The sequence below is a fragment of the Telluria sp. Soil_C_11 genome, from assembly GCF_057657395.1.
Genome location: NZ_JBDGIN010000003.1, coordinates 368,062 through 392,473 on the forward strand (window position 1 = coordinate 368,062; position 24,412 = coordinate 392,473).

The following is a 24,412-nucleotide window of genomic DNA, read 5'->3' on the forward strand; positions in this document are numbered from 1 at the left end:
AACGCCCCGCGGCGCTTTGCCGTACACTCTTGCATTGATACCCACGACAATGCAGGAGACTCCCCATGAACGTGTTCGACTTCCAGGCGACGTCCCTGGACGGCAAGCCGGTCGACCTCGCCCAGTACCGCGGCAAGGTCCTCCTCATCGTCAACACCGCCAGCAAATGCGGCTTCACCCCGCAGTACCAGGGACTCGAAACCGTGTACCGCGAACTGCATGGCCGCGGCCTCGAAGTGCTGGGCTTCCCGTGCAACCAGTTCGGCTCGCAGGAACCGGGTTCGGAAGCCGAGATCGGCGACTTCTGCGAAAAGAACTATGGCGTGAGCTTCCCGATGTTCGCCAAGGTCGACGTCAACGGCGACGATGCCCACCCGCTGTGGAAGCACCTGAAGGGCGAGGCGCCGGGCGTGCTGGGTACCGAAGGAATCAAGTGGAACTTCACCAAGTTCCTGATCGGGCGCGACGGCAAGGTGGTCAAGCGCTATGCGCCGCAGACCAAGCCGGAGGAGATTGCGGGGGATATCGAGAAGGCGTTGGGGCAATAAATCAGCCTCTTGGCCGGGCATGGCCCAATAAGGCCGCGTGTTGTTCATATTTTTTAAATGTTCACGATACGTGAACGAAAGAAAATATTGAAATCCCAGCCAGGTTTGTTCATACTTCCTCATAGTTCACGTTCCGTGAAAAAAGGATTTTAATGAACAAGGTCCATGTTCCAACCGACGAGGCTAGCCTGCTTACCAGGGCACTCGCTGAATTGAACAGCTCAATCGGCGTCCGCGGGGAAATTCTTCCTTCTTCAGATGCCGACGCCGACGCGACCATCCTGCTGCAGATTGGCGAAAAAGAACTTCAGTACGGCTGCGAGATCAAGAAAAAAGTCGACCGGTACTCGCTCGTGCTCGATCTGATCGACAGACTGGGCGCCATGCCCCAAAAATCGCTGCTGGTCAGCTCCCCCTTAAGCCAGGACATGGCAAACCGATGCCGCGAACTCGGCCTGCAGTTCATGGACACGGCAGGCAATGCCTACATCAATGACGACAAAGGCATTTACATCTACGTGACCGGACGACGCGGAAGCGAGGATTCAGAGAGCGTTATGAATGACGCAACGATGACTCCCGCCATCCTCAAGATGATGTTTGCCTTCCTGGCGGACCCATCGCTGCTGAACGCGCCTTATCGCGACATTTCGAACCGGGCAATGGTATCGACCGGTGCGATCGGCAAGGCCTTCGACACCCTGGAAGCGCGCCACCTGATCGGCATGACTACCGATGGCAAGCGCATGATGCACGCTTCGCAGCCATTCCTTAACGAGTGGGCCAGCGGTTACGCAAGCAGGCTGAAACCCAAGCTGAAAAAAATCCGCTTTGCCATCGACGACCTCGACAACCTCCGCAATACCTGGAATCCGGGACTCCGGATCTCGGCCTGGGGTGGGGAGGTCGGCGCAAGCTATCTGACCCAACACTTGCAACCTGAAGAATGCACCGTCTACATCAATATGGAAGACCCTCACGCGCTTCGGGATCTGGTACAGCGATTCCGCCTGCGGGCAGACCCCAAAGGGCGTCTTGAAGTCGTCGAGATGTTCTGGAATAGCGAATTTTTCACTGACTGGTTTCCTACAGTTCCACCACATTTGATTTACGCGGATCTGGTGGCGACCCAGGATTCACGCAATATCGCGGTGGCACAGCAGATCGCTTCGAAAGTCGACGAGCATGTACACCATCCGCGCCGATAAGCCACTCAATCCAGTCACCCTGGAGATCCTCGCGGCGATGCGGATATTGGCCCGACAGCTACACCACAGCTATATCCTCATCGGTGCAAGCGCACGGGATCTGCTGATGAGCCATGTCTTCGGCATCGAGTCGAAACGCGCGACACGCGACGTCGACTTTGCCGTCGCACTCGAGGACTGGGAAAGTTTTCACGTTCTGAGGAACGCACTGCTTGAAAGCGGCGATTTCGTGTCAGCAGAAAACAGGGCCCACCTGCTTTATTACCACCCGGGCGAACACGGCGAAGCCTTTCCACTGGACTTGATTCCCTTTGGAGGCCTGGAACAGGAAGCGCACAACATCGCCTGGCCGCCCGATATGAGCGTGGTCATGAACGTGACAGCTTATTCGGAAGCATTGGCGTCAGCACTGGAAGTCGACATTGGGAACGGGCTGACCGTCCCTGTCGTTTCAATTCCCGCACTCGCGGCACTCAAACTACTCGCGTGGAACGAACGAGGCCTGCAAGACAACAAGGACGCGCAAGACCTCTTCTTTCTCCTGCAGCACTACCATGAGGCCGGCAATCAAGAGCGGCTCTACGATGAAGCATATGCGTTACTGGAGAGCTGCGACTTCGATCCGACAAGGGCTGGCGCAGCCTTGCTCGGATACGACGCCGGTATCATCCTGAACGAAGACTCACGGGACGCTCTTCGTGCCGTGCTTGCGGATTCACGCAAACGCGACCGGATCATCCTCCACATGGCCCGGCCAACGGGAGGGAATGCCGAGACTGCGGCTGCCCTCCTGAGGGAATTCGAACGCGGTCTTCACATAAAGAAGCTTTAGACGGCGCTGGGCTGACGGTCGCCGCGGGGCTACTGCTTTGCCTGGATCTTTCTCGTCAGGCTCTCGAATTCGATCAACGCTTCATCGCTGATGGGGCGCCGCATCAGCCGGCGCCGTTCTTCTCTCAAGGACGAAAGAGACGACAGGCTCGGCACGAATCCCTTCGCTCCCTGCAGCTTCTGCGCATAGCTCACGGCTTCGGGCGGCCCCTGCCGCGCCTCCGCAAACTTCCGCAGCGCCCCGAGGCTCTCCGGCGTCGCCGCACACCACAGGGCCAGCAGCACCGACTTCACGGATGTCGCGGACTGCTGCCCTGAGAGGCGGTCCACCAGCGCCGGAACGAAGCTGTCTTCGTCCATCGGGAACAACATGTAGATGAGGGAATAGTTCTGACCGAGCCTCAGCGCGTGCAGCGGGATGCTGGCGATGAAATCCGGATCGTCCAGCACGTGCAATGCCGCGTCCCGTGTATCGAAGCCTTGCGCGGCCAGGCGGTGCACGGTCAGCAGGTAGTCGGTAGGCTGGATATCCTGCAGGTCTGCCTTCACGATCGAGCGCAAGGCCAACCGCTGGTCCTCGGCATCGCTGGACAGGGACAGCAGCAATTGGCGCCGTCGTAATGAAAGAACGAGGGATTCGACGGATTGGCGAGTTCCGCCCTCAGCAAGGGCAGCGTGCTGGTGGGATCGTCCTTCACCAGCTTCCAGAACGTATCCAGTTGCGCCGATTTTGCCGTGAGCTGCGCATCGTTCAGCGTGTGCGGCTGGAAGCTGTAGAGTTCGATGATTTTCGCGTGCAGGTCCGGCGCCGGGATCGGTGCCGCAAATGCCATCGTGGCGGCAAAGCTGGCGAGGCATGCGATGACAAGCTGGCGGCTCGAAAACATGGTGTAGTTGCCCGGATGACGAGAGGTGGAGAATGTACTTCCCTCTCCCGATACTGCCACGAAACTTGCCCGACAAGCTATCGAAAACTCACTGCCGGCCTGGAAAGCCGGCCAGGCTATCCGAGGAAGCGCCCTGCTTTCGATTCCAGCAGCGTGACCAGTTCCGGCTGCATGTACGCGTAATCGTCGGGTATATCCAGGCAGATCACCCGCTTGCCGTTGAGGTGGCGCCTGAACTTCGCGCCCAGCTGGTTCCGGTGCTTCTTCTCCATCACGAAGATGATGGTCGCCCATGCGATCTGCTCCGGCGACAGCGGCACGTCGGCATCCGCGCCCAGGCCGGCCGAATCCGTTTCGACCTCGGGCCATGTGGCAAACACATGTTCCGCGGTCGGGCTCCGCAGGCGGTTCTGGGTGCAGATGAAGAGTGCGCGTTTCACGTGAGGGCAATCCTCACTTCGGCGTGAAACGAATCGCCTGCCCGCCACCCGGCGCCAGCTTCAGCTGCAGCACATCCTTCGCCGTCACCGTGCGCGTATCAAGCACCAGGTCGAAGCGGTGCTCGTTGCGGTAGTCGGCCGCATCGCCGTCGCGGTAGATCTCGGCCACATAGGTCTTGTCCGGGTCGAGGAAGGACAACGGGAACGGCAGGGTGCGCGCCTGGCCGTCGGTGACGGCGCCGACGTACCAGTCATCCGACTTGCGGTCCTTGCGCGCGATGCTGACGTACTCGCCGACCGCGCCATTCACCACGCGGGTCTCGGCCCAGTCGGTCGGCACGTCGCGGATGAACTTGAAGGCGGCCGGGTACCTGGCGTAGTTTTCCGGCAGGTCGGCGGCCATCACGATCGGCGAATAGATGACGACGAAGTTGGCCAGCTGCTTGGCCTGGGTCGAGTTGAACACCTTGCCGTCCGCGCCGACCAGGCTGACGATGCCCGGCGTGTAGTCCATCGGGCCGCTCAGCATGCGCGTGAACACCAGCCTGGCTTCGTGGTCGACCGGGTTCACCGGATTGCCCCAGGCGTTGTATTCGACGCCGCGCGCGCCCTCGCGCGCGATCCAGTTCGGATACGTGCGGCGCAGGCCGGTGTCCTTGACCGGCTCGTGGGTGTCGACGGCGATTTTGTAGCGCGCCGCTTCCGTCACCGCTTTCAGGAAATGGCGCACGCCTTCCTGCGAATCGTAGTGGCCGAAGTGGACCTTGCCGTCCGGGCCCGCGAACTGCATGGTGCCGGCTTCGTGCACATAGCCGGACTTCACGCTGTCCACGCCCAGCTTCGCATACAGTTTATAGGCAGCAATCATCTGCTTTTCGTAGGCCGGCAGGTTGGCGCCGGTTTCGTGGTGGCCGATCAGGCGCACGCCCTTCTCTTTCGCATACGCGGCCAGCACCGGCAGGTCGAAGTCCGGATAGGGTTTGGTGAAGCTGAAGTCGGCGCCGCCATGGCCCCAGTCGCTTTCCCAGCCCTGGTTCCAGCCTTCGACCAGCACGCCGCGGAAGCCGTTCTGCGCGGCGAAGTCGATGTACTTCTTCACGTTGGCCGTGTTGGCGCCGTGCTTCGGCCCCGCGTTCCAGCTGGTGTGCTGCAGGTGCATGCTCCACCAGACGCCGACGAACTTGGACGGATGGACCCATGACACGTCGCCCAGCCTGTTCGGTTCGTTCAGGTTCAGTTCGAGGTCGGACATGTACAGGCCGGCCGCATCGTCGGCGATGCGCAGCGTGCGCCACGGGGTCGTGAAGGCGCCATGGCGCACCACCGCCGGCCCGGTCGACGACGGCGCCAGTTGCGCGCGCAGCTTCTGGCCCTCGACCTTGCGCACCCACATCGAGGCGTAGTCGACCAGCGCCGCCTCGTGCAGGGCGACGTGGGTGCCGTCTTCCAGGCGCAGGGTCAGCGGGGTGTTGGCGGTGCCGATTTCGGCGAGGGGCGCCTTCTGGATCAGTTCTTCGAGGCCGGGCAGTTCGCCGGCCGGGATCCACCAGGCGGTGGCCGGCTGGGCGACCGAGAATTCGGTCAGCTCGTCGAGGATCGCGGTGTCCCGCAGCTGCGGCTGGGCCGGGAATTCGTAGCGGAAGCCGACGCCGTCGTCGTAGATGCGGAAGACGATCGTGAGCGCGCGGTTGCTGCGGCTCTTCTGCTCGACCTCGACCCGCAGTTCGCGGTAATGGTTGCGCACGAAGCGGCGCTCGCCCCACGGCTGCTCCCAGGTCTCGTCATGCTCGCTGACCTTCTTTGCGCGCAGGCTGAAGCCGCCGTCCAGCTTGGGCGCGTTGGCCAGGTTGAAGCCCAGGCGCGACAGGCCGATGATCTCCTTGCCGCGGCGCTTGACGTCATAGCCCAGCCTGCCCATGCCGTCGATCTGCACCTCCACGTCGAGCACGCCGCCGGGAGAGGCCGCGCTGGCCACCACGGCCTGCGCCCAGGCGGCCTGGCCGGCCAGGCCGAGTGCGGCCACCAGGCCCAGGGCAATCAAACGGAAACCGGGCTTGAAACGGGGACGAACGCGCATCGGGGACACCTCCATAAAGAGATGTAATTTTACTACAGTCCGCTAGCGCGTCTCGACCCTTGCCGAGGCGTGGAGGGTGCAGCCGCGGTGCACGTTTTCGAGGAAGCGGATCGCCTCGCCAAGGCGCGCGGTGGCCGGCAGCATGCGGCCCAGCGATTCGTCGTCGTTCAACTTGTCGATGCCGAAGGCGATGGCCCGCGACACCTCGCGCGCTTCGCGACCGTCGCTGTTGTAGAGCGCGTCGTAGACCCCGACTTCTTCCCACAGCGAGACGTAGCCGGGGCCGATCGAATCCTGGAACGCGACCGACGGCGCCGCGTCCTCGTCCTGGGAGATCAATCGAAACACGAAACTCATGGGCACCTCCGCCTTACTCAAATCGGGCGCCGATGCTATCACGGCAGCCGGTTTCGCGTCGGACGCGGCGCTTCAGGGCTTGGCGTGCGGACGTCCCTGGGTCTGGCGCGCAGGCAAGGCGGTTTTTGATTTGACGGGTGCTTTCCCGTCGCCGCCGGCGATCATCGCCACCGAGCCCAGCGCCTGCAGCTCGGCCTTGCTTGACGCGGTGGTGGTCAGCATGAACTCCATCTTGCGGCGCGCGTCGGGCGGCGCCCAGGTCGACGACACGGTGCGGGTCCTGATCTTCGCCCCGGTGAGTTCTTCGCGGTCGGGACCGCGCCGCGCCACCATCGGCGAAGGCGCGTCGGCGACGATGTCGAGGAAGCCCTTCTCGACGGCGGCGGCGTTCGCGCGGCGCGCATGCAGCAGGCACAGGTTCTTCCCGGCCGGCAGCGCCAGCACGTAGTTCCCCATCTCGCCCTTGTACGGCACCGGCCAGGCGTCGCCCTCCATCCCGGACAGGAACAGCTGGGCGTCTTCCGCCGGCAGCCTGGGCACCTTGTCGTTCAGCAGACGCGCGCGGAACTCTTCCAGGTCGCCGAAGTGGCGCACGCACAGCTCCACGTACAGGTTCAGGAAGCCGTCGGCGTTCTCGTCCGCCGGCACGGCCGCCACGGCCGGCCTGGAGGCTGGCTTGGCAGCCACCTTTGGCGCCGGCTTCGTTACCGGCTTCGTTACCGGCTTCTTCACCGGCTTCGTCGCCTGCTTCGAAGACGGCTTCCGTGCCTGCTTTTGCGGGGCCTTGTGAACCTGCTTCTGCGCCTGTCCTTCCCCCGCCACCGCGATGCCGGACAGACCGCAGCCAATAAGCACCGCCAGCAGCGACGCCGCCAGGCGCCTCATCGTGCAACCGCCCCGGCAAGCGCGCGGTCGACCAGCTCGATCCAGTGCGTGACCAGCATCGCCGTCCCCGACTGCAAATGGGTGATGCAGCCGATATTCGCGGACACGATCTCCTTCGCGCCGGTCGCCTCCAGGTTGGCGACTTTGCGGTCGCGCAGCGCATGCGCGATCTCCGGGTGCAGCACCGAGTAGGTGCCGGCCGAGCCGCAGCACAGGTGGCTGTCGGCGCACAGCACCACGTCGACGCCCGCGGTGCGTAGCACGCCTTCGACCTTGCCGCGGATCTGCTGGCCGTGCTGCAAGGTGCACGGCGGGTGGAAGGCGATGCGTTCCTTCACGCGGCCGGCCATGCGCGCGCCGATCTCGCCTTCGAAGTCCTGCATGATTTCCGACAGGTCCCGCGTCAGCGCGCTGATCCTCTCCGCCTTTGCCGCGTAAGCCTGGTCGTGGGCCAGCAGGTGGCCGTATTCCTTGACCGTGACGCCGCAGCCGGACGCCGTCATCACGATGGCTTCGACCTGGCCGTTTTCCACATAGGGCCACCAGGCGTCGATGTTGCGGCGCATGTCCTGCAGGCCGCCGTCCTGGTCGTTCATGTGGTAGCGCACCGCGCCGCAGCAGCCGGCCTTCGGCGCCTCGATCAGCTGCACGCCCAGCGAATCCAGCACGCGTGCGGTGGCGGCGTTGATGTCGGGCGCCATCGCAGGCTGCACGCAGCCCGCCAGCGCCAGCATCTTGCGCGCGTGCTCGCGCCGCGGCCAGGGTCCGGCAGGGCGTGCCGGCTGCAGCTTGTCGCGCAGGCTGTCCGGCAACAGCGGCCGCGCCAGCTGCCCCGCCTTGAAGGCCGGCTTGAACAGGCTTGCGCGCGGCAGGAATTCCTTCAGCGTGGTGCGCTTGACGCGGTCGCCCAGCGGACGCGCGACGCGCTCCTCGACCACCCTGCGGCCGATGTCGGCCAGGCGGCCGTACTTCACGCCGGACGGGCAGGTGCTCTCGCAGTTGCGGCAGGTGAGGCAGCGGTCCAGGTGCAGCTGGGTCTTGCGGGTCGGTTCGACGCCCTCCAGCACCTGCTTGATCAGGTAGATGCGGCCGCGCGGACCATCGAGCTCGTCGCCCAGCAGCTGGTAGGTGGGACAGGTGGCGGTGCAGAAGCCGCAGTGCACGCAGGCGCGCAGGATGGCATCGGCCTCCCGGCCTTCGGGGGTGTCCTTGATGAAATCGGCGAGGTTCGTTTGCATGATCAATACATCCGGCCGGGGTTGAAAATGTTCGATGGATCGAATCCGGCCTTCAGGCGTTCGTGGATCTTCGCGATGGCCGGCGCCAGCGGCTGGAATACGCCGACGCTCTTGTCGCCGCCGCGGAACAGGGTCGCGTGGCCGCCGCAGGCCGATACCGTGGCGCGGATGCGCGCCGCGCTGGCGGCATCGCCGTCCGCGCGCAGCCAGCGCTGGGCCCCGCCCCACTCGATCAGCTGCGGACCAAGCGCGATGGCGCCGACGGTGGACGGCACCGACAGACGCCACAAGGGCGCATCGCCCGCGAAGAAGGCATGGCGCTGCTCGCGCAGGCCGGCCCAGAACTGCGTGCAGTCGGGCATCAGGTGGCCGCCATGCGCCACGCCCAGCGTGCGGACCGCGGCATCGACCGCGGCCTGGGCGCCCGACAGGCGCAGCGCCAGCACGCCATCAATCCAGCAACTGGCCGAGATCGGCAGCGGCTGGCCGCCCCATTCGTTCAGCTTGCGGATCGCGTCGACCTCGTTCATCTCGAAGCGGAGCGTGGCTTCGCGGTAGGCCAGCGGCAGCACCTTGACCGACACTTCCAGCAGCAGGCCGAGGGTACCCATCGACCCGGCCAGCAGGCGCGAGACATCGTAGCCGGCCACGTTCTTCATCACCTGGCCGCCGAAGGTGAGCACATCGCCCTTCCCGTCCAGGAGTTTGGCGCCGAGCACGAAGTCGCGCAGCGCGCCGCTGCTGGCGCGCCGCGGTCCGGATAGCCCGGCGGCGATGGCGCCGCCCAGGGTGGCGCCATCGCCAAAATGCGGCGGTTCGAAGGCCAGCATCTGCTTGTGCTCGGCCAGTAGCGCTTCGATCTCGGCGAGCGGCGTGCCGCAGCGCGCGGTGATCACCAGTTCGGTCGGCTCGTAGTCGACGATGCCGGCATACGCACGGGTGTCGAGGATCTCGCCGTCGAGACGCTGGCCGTACCAATCCTTGGTGCCGCCGCCGCGAATGCGCAGCGCACGTTTCTCGCGCGCGGCCGTCCTTGCCTGGTCCTGGAATCGTTCAAGGGTCTGCTGCATGGTCAGTTTCAAAAGCGTCACTTTCAAAAGCGCGGCAGGTCCGCGAACGGCAGCGCGCCGCCGCTGACCCGCATCTTGCCCATTTCGGCGCAGCGCTGGAGCGTGGGCACCGCCTTGTTCGGGTTCAGCAGCATGCCGGGATCGAAGGCGCGCTTGACGGTGAAAAAGGCTTCCAGTTCCCTGGCCCCGAACTGCACGCACATGGAATCGATCTTTTCGACGCCGACCCCGTGCTCGCCGGTGATGGTGCCGCCGACCTCGACGCACAGGGCCAGGATGGCGGCGCCGAAGTCTTCCGCGCGCTGCAGTTCGCCGGGCTTGTTGGCGTCGAACATGATCAGCGGATGCATGTTGCCGTCGCCGGCGTGGAACACGTTCGCGCAGCGCAAGCCGTAGGTGTCCTGCATTTCCTCGATCCGCGACAGCACGTGCGCCAGGTGCTTGCGCGGAATCGTCCCGTCCATGCAGTAGTAGTCGGCCGAGATGCGACCGCAGGCCGGGAAGGCGTTCTTGCGGCCGGACCAGAAGCGCAGGCGCTCGGCCTCGTTCTGCGAGACCGCGATGGCGCTGGCGCCGGCCTGCTGCAGCACGCCCGTCATGCGTTCGATCTCCTCGGCCACTTCGAGCTCGGTGCCATCCGCCTCGCACAGCAGGATCGCCGCCGCGTCGGTGTCGTAGCCGGCCTTCACGAAGGGCTCGACCATGCGCGAGGAGGTGCGGTCCATCATCTCCAGGCCGGCGGGAATGATGCCGGCCGCGATCACGCTGGCGACCGCGTTGCCGCCCGTGACCACGTCGTCGAAGGAAGCCATGATCACCTGCGCCAGCGCCGGCTTCGGCACCAGTTTCACGGTGACTTCAGTGACGATGCCGAGCATGCCTTCCGAGCCGATGAAGACGGCCAGCAGGTCCAGGCCGGGCGCGTCGAGCGCATCGCCGCCCAGTTCGATGATGTCGCCCTCGATCGTGCAGACGCGCACCCGCAGCACGTTATGCACCGTCAGGCCGTACTTCAGGCAGTGCACCCCGCCCGAGTTCTCGGCGACGTTGCCGCCGATCGTGCAGGCGATCTGCGACGAGGGATCCGGCGCGTAGTACAGGCCGAACGGCGCCGCCGCTTCCGAGATGGCGAGGTTGCGCACGCCGGGCTGGACCACGGCTGTACGCGCATACGGCTCGACCCGCAGGATACGGTTCAGGCGCGCGGTGGAGATCACCACGCCATCGGCCAGTGGCTGGGCGCCGCCCGAGAGGCCGGTGCCGGCGCCGCGCGGCACGATCGGCACCTGGAGTGTCCGGCAGACCTCCAGGATGGCCAGCACCTGCTCCTCGTTGTCGGGCAGCGTGACGATCATCGGCTGCTGGCGATACGCCGCCAGGCCGTCGCATTCGTAGGGCCGGGTGTCTTCGGGATCGTGTAGGACGCAACGCTCGGGGAGCACGGCGCGCAGGGCGCCGGCCACCTGCCGGCGGCGCTCGGGATCGACTGGAATCGAAGGAATCATAAGCCGATTGTAAGCACTATTGCATCAATTTGGCGTATGCTCCCGCTATCTTTTTTTATAGACAAGGCATAGCCATGGGCAATCGACTCTCGAAAATCGCGACCCGCACCGGCGACGACGGCAGCACCGGACTCGGCGACGGCAGCCGCACCGGTAAAGACAGCGCGCGCATCGCCACGCTGGGCGACGTCGACGAACTGAACTCCTTCGTCGGCCTGCTGCTGTGCGAGGACATGCCGGCGGCGCTGCGCGAAGAACTCGTCACGATCCAGCACGACCTGTTCGACCTCGGCGGCGAGCTGTGCATCCCCGGCTACCAGATGATCAAGGACGAGCATGTGGCCCGCCTCGACGGCCTGCTCGAAAAATACAATGCCGACCTGCCGGTCCTGAAGGAATTCATCCTGCCGGCCGGCTCGCGCGCGGCGTCACTGGCCCATGTATGCCGCACCGTGTGCCGGCGCGCCGAGCGCAGCATCGTCGCCCTGTCGAAGACGGACACGATCAACGCCCAGCCGCGTCAATACGTGAACCGCCTGTCCGACCTGATGTTCGTGCTGGCGCGCGTGCTGAACCGCCATGCCGGCGGCAGCGACGTGTTGTGGCAGCACGAACGCCAGCGCGGCTGACCGATGGCGCTGCAGTTGGAAAACGGCGCCGGCACGGCGTTCGGGGTCCGCTTCTACCGCGGCGGCCCGAACTGGCCGGCGAATCCCTTCGGCTTCCAGGGCCCGGGCCAGCTCACGATCGAACCCGACTTCGTGCTCGTGCGCGGGCTTTGCCACCGGACGTTCCGCTTCCCGAAGACGGAACAGCAGCGCCTGCGCGTGGCCGACATCGTCAACGTGCGGACCTCGGGCGAGGACGTGATCTTCGACGTCGTCGGCGTGCAGGACATGCAGGAAGTGGTGCGGGAAGTCGGCTTTTCCGCCGCCGGTCGCGAGGCTGCGAAGGCGATCGCAGCCGCCCTCCCCACGCGCTGCACGCCGCAATTCGAAATGGAGGCCCATGTCGAGCGCGAGGTGTTCAACGACCGCATCGACTACTGGAGTCCATCGACCCCGGTGATCCGGACGCTGCTGGTGGCGAACATCGCGATCTTTTTCCTGATGTGGCTGGAGCGCCAGGGCTTCGGCACGCCCTGGTTCAAGCCGCTGCCGGGCTGGGGCTCGGCCGCCGCGCTGCAGGGACACCTGCAGTTGTGGAAGCAGGGCGTGCTGAACGTCATCGGAAGCAGCGACTGGCGTCTGCCGCTGGCCTCGTTGACCGGCTTCGGCCCGGAAGTCCATCCCGCCCTGCTCCGCGAGCAGCTGGTGAAATGGGGCTCGAACCTGCCGCGCATGACGCTGGGCGCGGGGGAATGGTGGCGCGTCCTGACCTCGGCTTTCCTGCACGGGAATTTGCTGCACCTGGCGATGAACATGTTCGCGCTGTGGCAGGCGGGCCAGCTGGTCGAGCGCATCTTCGGCAGCCTGCGCTTTGCCGGCCTGTACCTCCTGGCGGCGATCGGCGGCAGCCTGGGCAGCGTGTCGTGGGGCCTGCTGACGCATCACCCCGTGAACAGCGTGGGCGCGTCGGGCGCGGTGTTCGGCATCATCGGCGGCCTGTTCGCCTTCATCGGCCGCGAGCACAGCGGCGTGCCGCCGACCGTGGTGCGGGACCTGCGCAGTTCGCTCGTCCCCTTCCTGCTGTTTAATATCGGGGCCGGCTTCCTGTATCCGCACACCGACAACGCGGCCCACATCGGCGGCCTGGCCGCCGGCTGGCTGGCCGGCCATTTGCTGGCGCGCTCGCTGCACGTGCCGGCCCAGCGCGCGGCCTGACGATCGCGCTTTTATGATGAGGCCAGGCGCTGGCGGCGCTTGGCGTCGTACATGTCCTGGTCGGCCAGGTGAACCAGTTCCTCGGCGTTGCAGGCATCGCGCGGGCACAGCGCCGCGCCGATGCTGACCGAGACGCGCAGGCGATGTCCCTTGTATTCCACCGGCTCGGCGATGGCGGCGCGCAGGGCGGCGCTCATCCGGCTCACGACCAGTTCCGCGTTGGCGTCGGCCAGCGTCGCCGCGACCACGAATTCGTCGCCGCCCAGGCGCGCCGCCAGGTCCGAACCACGGACCGCGGCGCGGATGCGCTCGGCGATCGCGGTCAGCACGTGGTCGCCGGCGGCGTGGCCGTGGCGGTCGTTGACCGGCTTGAAGCCGTCCAGGTCCAGGAACAGCACCGCCACCGTGGCGGCGCCCTGGCGTGCCGCCAGCAATTCGTCCAGCCGGCGCAGGAAGCGTACCCGGTTGGCCAGCCCGGTCAGAGGGTCATGCTCGGACCGGTACTGGCTCTGGCGCTTGGCCTCTTCCTCGAGTTTCAGTTCATGCGCCAGCGCGTTCTTCAGCAGGAAGGCCTGGCGTGAAAAGCCCTCGCGCAGGACCAGCGACACGATTCCGATCAGGTTGGCCGAAACGAGAAAGAAGACGTTCTGGGCCAGCAGCGGCCACTGCCCGTTCCTGCCCATCCCCTGCCCGAGCAAGGCCACCAGCACATAGCTGCCGACCACGGCGGCGCCGGTCAGGCCAGCCTGCAGGGGGCGCACATAGGTCCAGACGTACATGGCCAGCGACACGATGAGCAGGCCGGCGTAATACGAGCTCCAGGCAAGGTCGGTGGGACTCGACTGCAGGATGATGGCCTCGATCCCAACCGACCAGCCGAGCGCGATCGCGGACATGCACAGGCCGTAGTGGCGCACGAACACCTCGGGCCGCAAGCGCACGGCGGTCGTGAGCGCCATCGTCGCCAGTACCACGACGGCGCGCACCTTCCACGCGCCGGACACATTGCTCGGCAAGGTGACCACGTCGAGCGCGCCGAAGCACAGCACCAATACGGCGCACAACAGGCTCGCGACGTAGAGCATGCGGAGCTTGTCGCCCGCCAGGTCGGCCTGGTAGGCGGCTTCGAGGGCCGGCGAAAACGGTTCGGAAACGGGAGAAGACGGAAAAAGTCGGAGCACAGGAACGGCATGTCCGGATGAAAGAATCCGCAAGCGTACTCCATGGCGAACTGGCAAGCCATCGCAAGATGCATATATGTTGCTCATGAAATACACTCGGTGCATTCATGCCAACTTTTATGCGATGTGTTGCGAATCGCAAACGTCCAGGAATTCGCGTATGCTCGACAAAAACTTTTCATGACGACCATGGCAGACGATTTCATCGGCATCTACGACAACGCCCTGACGGGCGAGCAATGCGCCCACATCCTGCAGCGCTTCGAAGCCAGCGACAAAGTCGTGCGCGGCCGCACCGGGAATGGCGTGGACGTGGCCAAGAAGGACAGCTGGGACCTCACCCTGACCCAGTACCCGGAGTGGCAGGACGTGGCCGCCCTGATGGCGTCCACCCTGCGGCGCCACCTCGTGCAGTACGTGGACCGCTACCGCGCGCTGGTGCTGGGCGCGCTGTCGCCGATGGTCGCGCATCCGTCCACCGGCGAGCCGGTCGGGCTCTCGCTCGACAACTTCGACGAATGCGGCCGTCCCCACCTGGACGCGCTGGTGGCGTCGATGTACCGCTGCGGCCCGATCAACCTGCAGAAGTACCTGCGCGGCAGCGGCGGCTACCACCACTGGCATTCCGAGATCTACCCGCAGAACGCCAGCTGCGAGACCCTGCACCGGGTGCTGCTGTTCCAGTTCTACCTGAACGACGTGGCAGACGGCGGCGAGACCGAATTCCTGTACCAGGGCCGCAAGGTGGAAGCGAAACAGGGACGCCTGATCATCGCCCCGGCCGGCTTCACGCACACGCACAAGGGGCATGTGCCGCACAGCGGCGACAAATACGTGTCGACTTCGTGGATCCTGTTCCGGCGCGCGGAAGAATTATTTGGGCAGCGGGCCGGCTGAGATCCATCGTTCCCGCGATTAACCCGTCGTCCCCGCGAAGGCGGGGACCCAAGTTTAGCGTGCGTTACGATAGCTCATGCAGAACTTGGGTTCCCGCCTGCGCGGGAACGACGGGTTCAGGTCCCGACTTCCTTCAAAGCCTGCAGCGCCATCGCATAAATACCCTCATACGACTTGGCGGCGGCGATGAAGCGGCCGTTGTGGCAGAAGCCGGCATCGGCCACGCCGGTGACGGCGGCCAGCTCGGCGTCGCGCAGGCCGGCCCAGGATGCCGGCAGGTCGGCCCTGGCCTCGAAGGTGTCGGCGGTGGCCGGCACCGTGTGCAGCATGTAGCGCTGCTCGCCGATATTGTGGCTGATGACGAACAGGACCTTCGGCATTTCCTTGCGCACCACCGAGCTCCAGGGCAGCGCGCCGTTCTTCAGGTACAGCAGCTTCCCGCCTTCCAGCACCTCGGCCTGGCGCACCTGTTCCAGCGCCAGCATGGCGCCGACGCGGTACTTGACGGCGTTCGCCATCACGTCGGTCAGGAAGGCCATCGCGCGATGGAACTGGTCCAGGCGGTAGGCGTCCGCCCTTTCGCCGTAGCCCAGCCTTTCCTCGTCCAGCCAGCTCAGGTTGTAGCCCGAGACCACGGCCGACAGGCCATAGCCGCCGGGTGCGTTCTTGGCCGCGCCGACGTCCGACAGGTCGAGGTACTGCACGATGTCGGCATCGATGGCCCAGGCGATCTGCTGGGCGGTGTCGTCGCTCAGCTGCGCTCCGGTGTGCTGCGCGGCGAGGGCGGCGACGCAGCGGCCGCCGTATTCGCGCCACACCAGGCCGGCGCTGGCATACGGCACGCCGCTCTGGCGGGCGCCGCTGAAGCCCTTCTGGTGGTGGTCGAAGCGTCCGCTGGCCGGATCCCAGATGCCGCCGACGTCGATCACGACGTCGCCGCGCTCGATGGTGGCGGGGTCGCGCGTGCGCACGAGTTCCGCCTCGGGATGCAGCACCTTGATGACGGCGACGGCCCAGGCGTCATCCGCATGAAATTTGCCGCCGTGGGTGACGATGAGCATGATCAGTTATTGTTGACCACCAGCCGCGGCTCGCCCAGCCCGAAACGCTCGCGGATCGAGTTGCCGATGCCGTGCGCGTCCAGGCCGACGGAAGCCAGCAGCACGCCCGGGTCGCCCTGGTCGATGAAGCGGTCCGGCAGGCCCAGGATCAGCAGCGGCTTGACGATGCCTTCCGCTGCGAGGGTCTCGGCGACAGCCGAACCGGCGCCGCCCATGGTGCAGCCCTCTTCCACCGTCACCAGGTAGTCGTGGTCCCTGGCCAGGCGCTTCACCAGTTCGACGTCGAGCGGCTTCACGAAGCGCATGTCGGCCACGGTCGCGTTCAGCCCTTCGGCCGCCTTCTGGGCCGGGGCGACCATCGAGCCGAAGGCCAGGATGGCGACGCCCTTGCCCTGGCGTTTCACCACGCCCTTGCCGATCTCGATCGAGGTCAGCTCGGGCTGGATGGCGGCGCCGACGCCGGCGCCGCGCGGATAGCGCACCGCCGCCGGGCCCGGATAATGGTAGGCCGTGGTCAGCATCTGGCGGCATTCGTTCTCGTCGGACGGTGCCATCACGACCATGTTCGGGATGCAGCGCAGGTAGGCCAGGTCGTAGTTGCCGGCGTGGGTCGCGCCGTCGGCGCCGACCAGGCCGGCGCGGTCCAGGGCGAAGGTCACGTCGAGGTTCTGCAGCGCCACGTCGTGGATCAGCTGGTCGTAGGCGCGCTGCAGGAAGGTCGAGTAGATCGCCACCACCGGCTTCATGCCCTCGGTCGCCATGCCGGCGCCGAAGGTGACGGAGTGCTGCTCGGCGATGCCGACATCGAAGTAGCGCTCCGGATACTGCTGGTGGAAGCGCACCATGCCCGAGCCTTCGCGCATCGCCGGCGTGATGCCGACCAGGCGTTTGTCGGAGGCCGCCATGTCGCACAGCCAGTTGCCGAACACCTCGGTGTAGGTGAGCTTGGACGGCGCGGCGGCGGGCTTGATGCCCTCGCTCGGATTGAACTTGCCGGTGCCGTGGTACAGGATCGGCTCGGCCTCGGCCAGCTTGTAGCCCTGCCCTTTTTTCGTCACCACGTGCAGGAACTGCGGTCCCTTCAGCTTGCGGATATTCTGCAGGGTCGGGATCAGCGAGTCGAGGTCATGGCCATCGATCGGGCCGACGTAGTTGAAGCCGAATTCCTCGAACATCGTGGCCGGGACCACCATGCCCTTCGCGTGCTCTTCGAGCTTCTTCGCCAGCTCCAGCATCGGAGCCGGCAGCACGCTTTTTCCCACGTTCTTGGCGGCGGCGTAGAACTGGCCCGACATCAGGCGCGCCAGGTAGCGGTTCAGCGCGCCCACCGGCGGCGAGATCGACATGTCGTTGTCGTTCAGGACCACCAGCAGGTCGACGTCATCCTCGACGCCGGCATTGTTCAGGGCTTCGAAGGCCATGCCGGCCGTCATCGAACCGTCGCCGATCACGGCGATCGCCTTGCGCTTCTCGCCCTTGATCTTGGCCGCCTGGGCCATGCCCAGCGCCGCCGAGATCGAGGTCGACGAGTGGGCGGTGCCGAAGGTGTCGTACTCGCTCTCGTCGCGCTTCGGGAAGCCGGACAGGCCGTTCAGCTGGCGCAGGGTCGGCATGCGGTTGCGGCGGCCGGTCAGGATCTTGTGCGAATAGGTCTGGTGGCCGACGTCCCACACGATGCGGTCTTCCGGCGTGTTGAACACGTAGTGCAGCGCGATCGTCAGTTCGACGGTGCCGAGGTTGGACGACAGGTGGCCGCCGGTCTTGGATACCGAGTCGAGCAGGAACTGGCGCAGTTCGGTGGCCAGCGGGGTCAGCTGGTGTCGCGGGAGCTTGCGCAGGTCCGCCGGGTCGTTGATGGTCTCTAACAGTTTCATTTAGGCCTTCCGCTGCACGATCAGGTCTGCCAGTTCACGCAGCCGCAGTGCTTGTTCTCCGAACGGCGCCAGCGCCTCGTGCGCCTGCCGCCGCAGTTGTTCGGCCAGCGCCTTGGACGGCTCCAGCCCCAGAATCGATACGTAAGTCGGTTTGTTCGCCGCCGCATCCTTGCCCGCGGTCTTGCCGAGGGTGGCGGAATCTTCGGTCGCGTCGAGCACGTCGTCCACCACCTGGAAGGCCAGGCCGATGGCGCGCGAATACGCCGCCAGCGCTTCCAGCTCGTGCGGCGCGAGGTCGCGGCCGGCGAGTGCGCCCAGCACCACCGAGACGCGCAGCATGGCGCCGGTCTTGAGCTGGTGCATGCGTTCCAGTTCTTCCAGCGTGAGGCTCAGGCCGACGCTGTCGAGGTCGATCGCCTGGCCGCCGCACATGCCCCTGGTGCCCGCCGCTTCGGCCAGCAGGCGCAGCATCGTCACCAGCCGCGCGGGGGCGATGTCCGTGGCGCCGGCCAGTACGTCGAAGGCCTGGGCCTGCAGCGCGTCGCCGGCCAGCAGCGCGGTCGCTTCGTCGTAGGCCACGTGCACGGTCGGCTTGCCGCGCCGGAGGTCGTCGTCGTCCATGCAGGGCATGTCGTCGTGCACCAGCGAATAGGCGTGGATCATCTCGACCGCGCAGGCGGCGCGCGCTACCGCGTCCTCGCCAGCACCGAACAGCTCGCCGGCGGCGTGGGCCAGCAGCGGGCGCACGCGCTTGCCGCCGCCCAGCACCGTGTAGCGCATCGCTTCGTGCAGCCTGGCCGGCACCAGCGTGGCCGCGGGCAGGAAGCGGTCGAGCGCCGCCTCGGTGCGGGCCTGTACATCTTCCATCCAGGCGCGGAAATCGGACTGCGCGCTCATTCGTCATCCTCGCCGTCGGCACTGAAGGGCTTGAGCATTTCGCCCTCGAGCACCTTGACTTGGGATTCCACTTTTTCCAGCTGGGCGGCGCAATAGCGCACCAGCTCGGAGCCGCGCGCATAGGCGGCAACCGACGCTTCCAGCGGCAACTGGCCGCCTTCCATTTGCGTGACAAGCTGGGCCAGCTCGGCCATTGCCTGCTCGAAGGACTCGGGCGATGCGGCGTTCCGCGGTGCGGCGGCGGCGGTCGGCGCTACGGCGCTCTCCGCGCTTGTTTTATTTGGCATAATGACTTTAATCGGTTCGGGGCTCGACTTGCCTGGCGACATGTGCAACCGCACTAGTGCGAGGCGCGACAGTCTAATCGCTTATTGTAAACAATCCTACCCCTGCATGCCGGCGCGACTGGTGGTGCAAATGTAAGCAAGCATTGCCACCCAATCCACATTTTATCGCAAAGCGCTCCCCGATTCATGAAAATGATGCCTGCCAGGCAATTTTTGAGCACATGGGCACCACAACCGCGTGCCGGGCCGAGACTAGGTCAGCCGTTACAGGCTATAATCTCCGGTTCTGTCTCCGAAATACCGTATTCCGTTCTTTAAAGGCGCAGGAAAAGCCATAGGTTTTTCGACGCCCCTAAAATACTGGTTCTCGGATTCTTTCTCTTCTTTGGCTGAAATTTGTAAAGGGGGGTTGGGATGTCCGATCTGGCTACCCACGCCAAGCTGGCTCGCTCGTGCGCGCAGCTTCCGGTAAATGTTTACTTCGACCAAGCGCTATTGCAGCGCGAAATGCAGCACCTGTTCCTGAAGGGCCCCCGCTACGTCGGGCATGCATTGATGGTTCCCGAACAGGGCGATTTCGCGACCCTGAAGTCGGAGAACGAGGGGCGCATGCTGGTGCGGAACGCGCAGGGCATCGAACTGCTGTCCAACGTCTGCCGCCACCGCCAGGCGTTGATGTTCAATGGGCGCGGCAATGCCAGCAACATCGTGTGCCCGCTGCACCGCTGGACCTATGACCTGAAGGGCGAACTGATCGGCGCGCCGCACTTCGCCGATACGCCCTGCCTGAACCTCTCGAAGACGCCGCTGCAGAACTGGAACGGCCTGCTGTTCGAACAGAACGGCTACAACGTGATGGACAAGCTGGGCAAGCTGTCGGTGACCAAGGACCTCGACTTTTCGGGCTACATGTTCGACCACGTCGAGGTGCACGAGTGCGACTACAACTGGAAGACCTTCATCGAGGTCTACCTGGAGGACTACCACGTCGAGCCCTTCCACCCGGGCCTGGGCAACTTCGTCAGCTGCGACGACCTGCGCTGGGAATTCGGCACCGACTACAGCGTCCAGACCGTGGGCGTGCACCGCGGCCTGCAGAAGTCCGGTTCGCCGGCTTATAAGAAGTGGCAGGAGCAGGTCCTGAAGTTCAACAACGGGCAGGCGCCGAAGTATGGCGCGATCTGGCTGACGCTGTATCCGAACATCATGGTCGAGTGGTATCCGAACGTGCTGGTGGTGTCGACCCTGTGGCCGATGGGCCCGCAGAAGACCCGCAACGTGGTCGAGTTCTACTACCCGGAAGAGTTCGTGCTGTTCGAGCGCGGCTTCGTCGAAGCCGAGCGCGCGGCGTACATGGAGACCTGCGTCGAGGACGACGAGATCGCCCTGCGCATGGACGCCGGCCGCAAGATCCTGCTCGAGCGCGGCGTCAACGAAGTCGGCCCGTACCAGTCGCCGATGGAAGACGGCATGCAGCACTTCCATGAGTGGTACCGCAGCAAATTGGAAAACGTACCACCAGGAATCTGATGCCAGCTTTATGGATGTTGTTCGCCAGCTTCGCGTTCTCCGCCATGGGCGCGGGCGTGAAGCTGGCCTCCCCGTTTTACTCCACTTCCGAAATCGTGATGTACCGGGGCCTGGTCGGCACCGTCATCCTGTTCCTCACGATCCACCTGCGCGGCGGCAGCTTCCGCACCCTGTTCCCCAAACAGCACATGGTGCGCAGCCTGGTCGGCGTGACCTCGCTGTGGATGTGGTTCTACGCGATCGGCAAGCTGCCGCTCGCCACCGCCGTCACGCTCAACTACATGTCGCCGATCTGGATCGCGACCTGGATGTTCTTCCTCGGCTGGTGGCATGCGAAGGGCCAGACCGAATGGCCGCTGGTGCTGGCCATCGGCATGAGCTTCGTCGGCGTGACCCTGGCGCTGCGCCCGGCGGTCGAGATGAACCAGTGGATGGGCGGCGCGATCGGCGTGCTGTCCTCGATCATCTCGGCGATGGCCTACATGCAGGTGCGTAACCTGGGCCAGATGGGCGAACCCGAATACCGCGTGGTGTTCTATTTTTCGCTGACCACGACCCTGGCGGGCCTGGCCGGCACCCTGTTCGAAAACGGCGTCACGACGCCCTTCCATGCGCACACCTGGCATAGCGGCCTGCTGCTGCTGGGGATCGGCGTGCCCGCCCTGCTCGCCCAGATGGCGATGACGCGCGCCTACCGCCTCGGCAAGGTGCTGGTGGTGGCCAACCTGCAGTACACCGGCATCATCTTCTCCAGCCTGTGGGGAATGCTGCTGTGGGGCGACGTGTTCGACTGGCACGTGTGGCTGGGGATGGGGGTGATCCTGGTCTCCGGCATCGCCGCGACGTTCTACAATACCAAGGGCACGGCGCGCGGCGCCGTCGTCAAGGATACCGATCCCATCGCCAGCGAACTGTAAGGAGACCCCGCTTTATGAGCACGCCCATGAGCACGTCCATGTTCACCACCCTGATCGAACCCGCCGCCCTGGCCGCCCATCTGGAGGACGCCGACTGGGTGATCGTCGACTGCCGCCACGACCTGGCGAACCTGGACGCCGGGCGCGATGCCTATGCGGCCGGGCACCTGCCGAATGCGCTGTTCGCCGACATGGAGCACGAACTCTCCGGAGAAAAGCGCGCTGCCGACGGCGCCTTCCGCGGCCGCCATCCGCTGCCGGAAAAGGACGCCTTCGTCGAGCTGCTGCGTTCCTGGGGCGTGAACGACGGCACCCAGGTCGTGGCCTACGATGCGCATGGCGGCATGTTCGCGGCGCGCCTGTGGTGGATGCTGCGCTGGGTCGGGCACGAAGCCGTAGCGGTGCTGGACGGCGGCCTGCCGGCCTGGCAGGCGGCCGGACTGCCGGTAACCACCGGATCGCCCGCCCCGCGCGCGCGCGGCACCATCGGCGCACGCGAACCGCTGGTGACGACGGTGGACGTGAATACGGTCCTGCACAACGTGGAGCATGGCGGCCGCACGGTCATCGATGCGCGCGCGCCGGACCGCTTCCGCGGCGAGAACGAGACCATCGATCCGGTCGGCGGCCACATCCCGGGCGCGAAGAACCGCTTCTTCAGGGATAACCTGCAGCCCGACGGCCGTTTCAAGGCGCCGGAGCAGCTGAAGGCCGAACTGGGGGCGGCAGTGGGCGATCCGAAGAACGCCATCATGCAATGCGGCTCCGGCGTCACCGCCTGCCACAACCTGCTGGCGCTGGAAGTGGCCGGCATGCCGGGCGCAAGCCTGTATCCGGGTTCGTGGAGCGAATGGAGCGCGGATGCGGCGCGGCCCGTTAAAACGGGCGCTCAGTAAAAATTAATGGTGCATGTCGTATGGCGCTGGCAGGAAATCCGCCAGCGTAAATACGACGACCGACAGCACCAGGACGCACAGCACATAGCCAAACCGGGACGGCTTCTCGCGCAGTGCTACAACCAATTGATTGACCAGCCTTGCCATGCTTCCTCCATATACGGACGGTCCAGCATAGGCTGCAAGGAATTCGCCTGTCAACAGCCAGGCGCAATTTTCCTCAATGTCCGTGCGTCAGGAACAGCACGATCACCACGCCCAGGCCGATCAGCAGCAACTGCGGAATCGACTCGCGCACCGTGGCGCGGCGCTGCATCTGCGGCATCAGGTCGCTTACCGCGATGTAGATGAAGCCGGAGGATGCGAACACCAGCACGTAGGGAATCAGGCCGCTGGCCTTGTCCAGGGTGTAGTAGCCGAGCAGGCCGCCGCCGACGGCGAGCATGCTGCACAACAGGTTGAAGACGTAGGCGCGGGCGCGCGAAAAGCCCGCGTTCAGCAGCACGATGAAGTCGCCGATCTCCTGCGGGATCTCGTGGGCGACGATCGCCACCCCGGTCACGATGCCCAGTTGCGGATTGGCGAGGAAGGCCGCCGCAATCAGGATCCCGTCCGTGAAGTTGTGCATGCCGTCGCCGATCAGGATCATCCACCCGGCTTTTCCCGCCTGGTGCGCGTCGTGCCCGTGCGCGTGATGATGGCCGTCGCCCTCGTGGTGGTGCGAATGGCGCAGCAGCGCCACCTTTTCCAGCACGAAGAACGCCAGCAGGCCGCCGAGCAGGGTCGCGAACAGCGCGCGCGGATCGACATGCGACTCGAACGCTTCCGGCAGCGCGTGCAGCAGCGAGGTCGCGAGCATGATGCCGACCGACAGGCTGACCATGCGCTCGACCACCTTCGAGAGCAGGGTGAAGGAAAAAACCGCGGCAGCCGTGATGCTGACGATGCCTGCCAGTCCGGTGGCCAGCAGGATGGAGATGAGAACGGGATCGATCGTGAAGCCTCTTGTTGTTCTTGATTCGCGCTTGCGGCGCGCAGACATTGTCCGCGCTACCGCGCGCAAGCCGGGCATTGTACCGCGCCCGGCTTGCGTCCGTGCGGGCCTGCGCGATCAGGCCACGCCGTGTGCCCGGAACCAGGCCAGCGCGCGCGTCCAGCCGTCCTTCGCATCCTTCTCGACGTAGCTGGGACGGTAGTCGGCATGGAAGGCGTGGCCCGCATCCGCATACACCACGAACTCCGAACCGCTCGCCCCTTTCGAAAGGGCCGCTTTCATGTTCTCGACCGTGTCGAGCGGGATGCCGGTGTCCTTCGCGCCGTACAGGCCGAGCACCGGCACGGCGAGTCCCGGCGCGATGTCGATCGGGTGCTTCGGCGTATTCTGGCTTGCGTCGCCCTTCAGGCGGCCATACCAGGCCACGCCGGCCCTGACCTTCGGGTTGTGGGCCGAATACAGCCAGGTGATCCGACCGCCCCAGCAGAAACCGGTGATGCCCAGCCTGTCGGCGTTGCCGCCATTGTTCGCGGCCCAGGCCACGCAGGCATCGAGGTCGCCCATCACCTGGGCGTCCGGGGTCTTCGAGATGATCTCTTTCATCAGCGTGGGGATGTCGGCGATCTTCGCCGGATCGCCCTGGCGCACGAACAGGTCCGGCGCCAGCGCCAGGTAGCCCTGCTTCGCGAAGCGGCGCGCGACGTCGGCGATGTGCTCGTGCACGCCGAAGATCTCGGAGATCACCAGGATCACGGGCAGGTTGGATTTGCCCGCAGGGGCGGCATGGTAGACGGGGACGGCCTGGCCGTTCACGTCCAGGCTGACGGTGCCGGTGGACAGTCCCGCGGTGTCGGTCCTGATCACGGACTGGGCCGCGACCGGCAAGGAAGCGGCGGCGAAGCCGGTGCCCAGCGCCACTTTCAGGAACTCACGGCGGCCGACGCCGTCCAGTACCAGGTCATTCATCTGCAATCCTCCGCTCGGGGTAACAAAGGATTGCTATCTTAAC

General features: G+C 65.4%; 26 protein-coding genes. 9 read left to right on the forward strand and 17 right to left on the reverse strand.

The window, feature by feature from the left end; translation table 11 throughout:
- The first annotated feature begins 65 nt into the window (after positions 1-65).
- The 3 genes from AC3A6M_RS07280 to AC3A6M_RS07290 all read left to right on the forward strand — a co-directional run bounded on the left by AC3A6M_RS07280 (position 66) and on the right by AC3A6M_RS07290 (position 2,588).
- Positions 66-548 (forward strand): glutathione peroxidase, encoded by a 483-nt coding sequence (locus AC3A6M_RS07280; protein ID WP_487852058.1) that lies wholly within the window; start codon positions 66-68, stop codon positions 546-548.
- A gap of 152 nt (positions 549-700) precedes the next feature.
- A complete protein-coding gene (locus AC3A6M_RS07285) occupies positions 701-1,756 on the forward strand; it encodes a type IV toxin-antitoxin system AbiEi family antitoxin (protein ID WP_487852059.1) in 1,056 nt (351 codons plus the stop codon).
- The gene (locus AC3A6M_RS07290; RefSeq protein ID WP_487852060.1) at positions 1,734-2,588 is read left to right on the forward strand and encodes a nucleotidyl transferase AbiEii/AbiGii toxin family protein; all 855 of its coding nucleotides are present in this window, start codon (positions 1,734-1,736) and stop codon (positions 2,586-2,588) included. The genes AC3A6M_RS07285 and AC3A6M_RS07290 overlap by 23 nt, the downstream gene beginning before the upstream one ends.
- Before the next feature lie 29 nt (positions 2,589-2,617).
- Here AC3A6M_RS07290 and AC3A6M_RS07295 read toward each other — a convergent pair whose 3' ends face one another.
- The 9 genes from AC3A6M_RS07295 to AC3A6M_RS07335 form a co-directional block, all read right to left on the reverse strand.
- Positions 2,618-3,193: a hypothetical protein gene (locus AC3A6M_RS07295; RefSeq protein WP_487852061.1), complete on the reverse strand. Its 576-nt coding sequence runs from the start codon at positions 3,191-3,193 to the stop codon at positions 2,618-2,620.
- Positions 3,133-3,474 carry a hypothetical protein gene (locus tag AC3A6M_RS07300; protein WP_487852062.1) on the reverse strand — a complete coding sequence of 114 codons (342 nt, stop codon included), beginning with the start codon at positions 3,472-3,474 and terminating at the stop codon, positions 3,133-3,135. Before AC3A6M_RS07300 ends, AC3A6M_RS07295 begins: the two co-directional genes overlap by 61 nt.
- Positions 3,475-3,590: 116 nt before the next feature.
- A complete protein-coding gene (locus AC3A6M_RS07305) occupies positions 3,591-3,914 on the reverse strand; it encodes a low molecular weight protein tyrosine phosphatase family protein (protein ID WP_487852063.1) in 324 nt (107 codons plus the stop codon).
- A gap of 13 nt (positions 3,915-3,927) precedes the next feature.
- Positions 3,928-5,991, reverse strand: coding sequence for a glycoside hydrolase family 97 protein (locus AC3A6M_RS07310; RefSeq protein ID WP_487852064.1), 2,064 nt, complete (start codon positions 5,989-5,991; stop codon positions 3,928-3,930).
- A gap of 42 nt (positions 5,992-6,033) precedes the next feature.
- Positions 6,034-6,348 (reverse strand): hypothetical protein, encoded by a 315-nt coding sequence (locus tag AC3A6M_RS07315; RefSeq protein ID WP_487852065.1) that lies wholly within the window; start codon positions 6,346-6,348, stop codon positions 6,034-6,036.
- Between the two features lie 72 nt (positions 6,349-6,420).
- A complete protein-coding gene (locus tag AC3A6M_RS07320) occupies positions 6,421-7,035 on the reverse strand; it encodes an NMCC_0638 family (lipo)protein (protein ID WP_487852066.1) in 615 nt (204 codons plus the stop codon).
- A 194-nt stretch (positions 7,036-7,229) separates the two neighbouring features.
- Positions 7,230-8,471, reverse strand: coding sequence for a glycolate oxidase subunit GlcF (gene glcF / locus AC3A6M_RS07325; RefSeq protein ID WP_487852067.1), 1,242 nt, complete (start codon positions 8,469-8,471; stop codon positions 7,230-7,232).
- A gap of 2 nt (positions 8,472-8,473) precedes the next feature.
- On the reverse strand, positions 8,474-9,541 hold the full coding sequence (gene glcE, locus AC3A6M_RS07330) for a glycolate oxidase subunit GlcE (RefSeq protein WP_487852068.1): 1,068 nt from the start codon (positions 9,539-9,541) through the stop codon (positions 8,474-8,476).
- Positions 9,542-9,564: 23 nt separating this feature from the next.
- Positions 9,565-11,046 (reverse strand): FAD-linked oxidase C-terminal domain-containing protein, encoded by a 1,482-nt coding sequence (locus AC3A6M_RS07335; protein ID WP_487852069.1) that lies wholly within the window; start codon positions 11,044-11,046, stop codon positions 9,565-9,567.
- Between the two features lie 74 nt (positions 11,047-11,120).
- Here AC3A6M_RS07335 and AC3A6M_RS07340 point away from each other — a divergent pair, with 74 nt between their 5' ends.
- A complete protein-coding gene (locus AC3A6M_RS07340; protein ID WP_487852070.1) occupies positions 11,121-11,675 on the forward strand; it encodes a cob(I)yrinic acid a,c-diamide adenosyltransferase in 555 nt (184 codons plus the stop codon).
- 3 nt (positions 11,676-11,678) lie between these two features.
- Positions 11,679-12,869, forward strand: coding sequence for a rhomboid family intramembrane serine protease (locus AC3A6M_RS07345; RefSeq protein WP_487852071.1), 1,191 nt, complete (start codon positions 11,679-11,681; stop codon positions 12,867-12,869).
- 11 nt (positions 12,870-12,880) lie between these two features.
- On the opposite strand, the gene AC3A6M_RS07350 is transcribed toward AC3A6M_RS07345, so the two are convergent.
- On the reverse strand, positions 12,881-14,050 hold the full coding sequence (locus tag AC3A6M_RS07350) for a diguanylate cyclase domain-containing protein (protein WP_487852072.1): 1,170 nt from the start codon (positions 14,048-14,050) through the stop codon (positions 12,881-12,883).
- A gap of 180 nt (positions 14,051-14,230) precedes the next feature.
- Here AC3A6M_RS07350 and AC3A6M_RS07355 point away from each other — a divergent pair, with 180 nt between their 5' ends.
- The gene (locus tag AC3A6M_RS07355) at positions 14,231-14,947 is read left to right on the forward strand and encodes a 2OG-Fe(II) oxygenase (RefSeq protein WP_487852073.1); all 717 of its coding nucleotides are present in this window, start codon (positions 14,231-14,233) and stop codon (positions 14,945-14,947) included.
- Between the two features lie 116 nt (positions 14,948-15,063).
- Here the strand turns inward: AC3A6M_RS07355 and AC3A6M_RS07360 are convergent, their stop codons facing one another.
- The 4 genes from AC3A6M_RS07360 to AC3A6M_RS07375 are packed head-to-tail and all read right to left on the reverse strand — an operon-like array spanning position 15,064 to position 19,066.
- The gene (locus tag AC3A6M_RS07360; protein ID WP_487852074.1) at positions 15,064-16,008 is read right to left on the reverse strand and encodes an MYG1 family protein; all 945 of its coding nucleotides are present in this window, start codon (positions 16,006-16,008) and stop codon (positions 15,064-15,066) included.
- Between the two features lie 2 nt (positions 16,009-16,010).
- Positions 16,011-17,882: a 1-deoxy-D-xylulose-5-phosphate synthase gene (gene dxs / locus AC3A6M_RS07365; RefSeq protein WP_487852075.1), complete on the reverse strand. Its 1,872-nt coding sequence runs from the start codon at positions 17,880-17,882 to the stop codon at positions 16,011-16,013.
- Positions 17,883-18,779 (reverse strand): polyprenyl synthetase family protein, encoded by an 897-nt coding sequence (locus tag AC3A6M_RS07370; RefSeq protein ID WP_487852076.1) that lies wholly within the window; start codon positions 18,777-18,779, stop codon positions 17,883-17,885.
- Entirely contained in the window at positions 18,776-19,066 is a 291-nt protein-coding gene (locus AC3A6M_RS07375; RefSeq protein ID WP_487852077.1) for an exodeoxyribonuclease VII small subunit, read from the reverse strand. Before AC3A6M_RS07375 ends, AC3A6M_RS07370 begins: the two co-directional genes overlap by 4 nt.
- Positions 19,067-19,480: 414 nt before the next feature.
- On the opposite strand from AC3A6M_RS07375, the gene AC3A6M_RS07380 reads away from it, so the two are divergent.
- The 3 genes from AC3A6M_RS07380 to AC3A6M_RS07390 are packed head-to-tail and all read left to right on the forward strand — an operon-like array spanning position 19,481 to position 22,409.
- A complete protein-coding gene (locus tag AC3A6M_RS07380) occupies positions 19,481-20,596 on the forward strand; it encodes an aromatic ring-hydroxylating oxygenase subunit alpha (RefSeq protein ID WP_487852078.1) in 1,116 nt (371 codons plus the stop codon).
- A complete protein-coding gene (locus AC3A6M_RS07385) occupies positions 20,596-21,513 on the forward strand; it encodes a DMT family transporter (protein WP_487852079.1) in 918 nt (305 codons plus the stop codon). The genes AC3A6M_RS07380 and AC3A6M_RS07385 overlap by 1 nt, the downstream gene beginning before the upstream one ends.
- A 38-nt stretch (positions 21,514-21,551) precedes the next feature.
- The gene (locus AC3A6M_RS07390) at positions 21,552-22,409 is read left to right on the forward strand and encodes a sulfurtransferase (protein ID WP_487852188.1); all 858 of its coding nucleotides are present in this window, start codon (positions 21,552-21,554) and stop codon (positions 22,407-22,409) included.
- Positions 22,410-22,412: 3 nt separating this feature from the next.
- Here AC3A6M_RS07390 and AC3A6M_RS07395 read toward each other — a convergent pair whose 3' ends face one another.
- The 3 genes from AC3A6M_RS07395 to AC3A6M_RS07405 form a co-directional block, all read right to left on the reverse strand.
- A complete protein-coding gene (locus tag AC3A6M_RS07395) occupies positions 22,413-22,556 on the reverse strand; it encodes a hypothetical protein (RefSeq protein WP_487852080.1) in 144 nt (47 codons plus the stop codon).
- Positions 22,557-22,629: 73 nt separating this feature from the next.
- A complete protein-coding gene (locus AC3A6M_RS07400; RefSeq protein ID WP_487852081.1) occupies positions 22,630-23,451 on the reverse strand; it encodes a ZIP family metal transporter in 822 nt (273 codons plus the stop codon).
- 69 nt (positions 23,452-23,520) lie between these two features.
- Positions 23,521-24,369 (reverse strand): dienelactone hydrolase family protein, encoded by an 849-nt coding sequence (locus AC3A6M_RS07405; protein WP_487852082.1) that lies wholly within the window; start codon positions 24,367-24,369, stop codon positions 23,521-23,523.
- Positions 24,370-24,412: the final 43 nt, after the last annotated feature.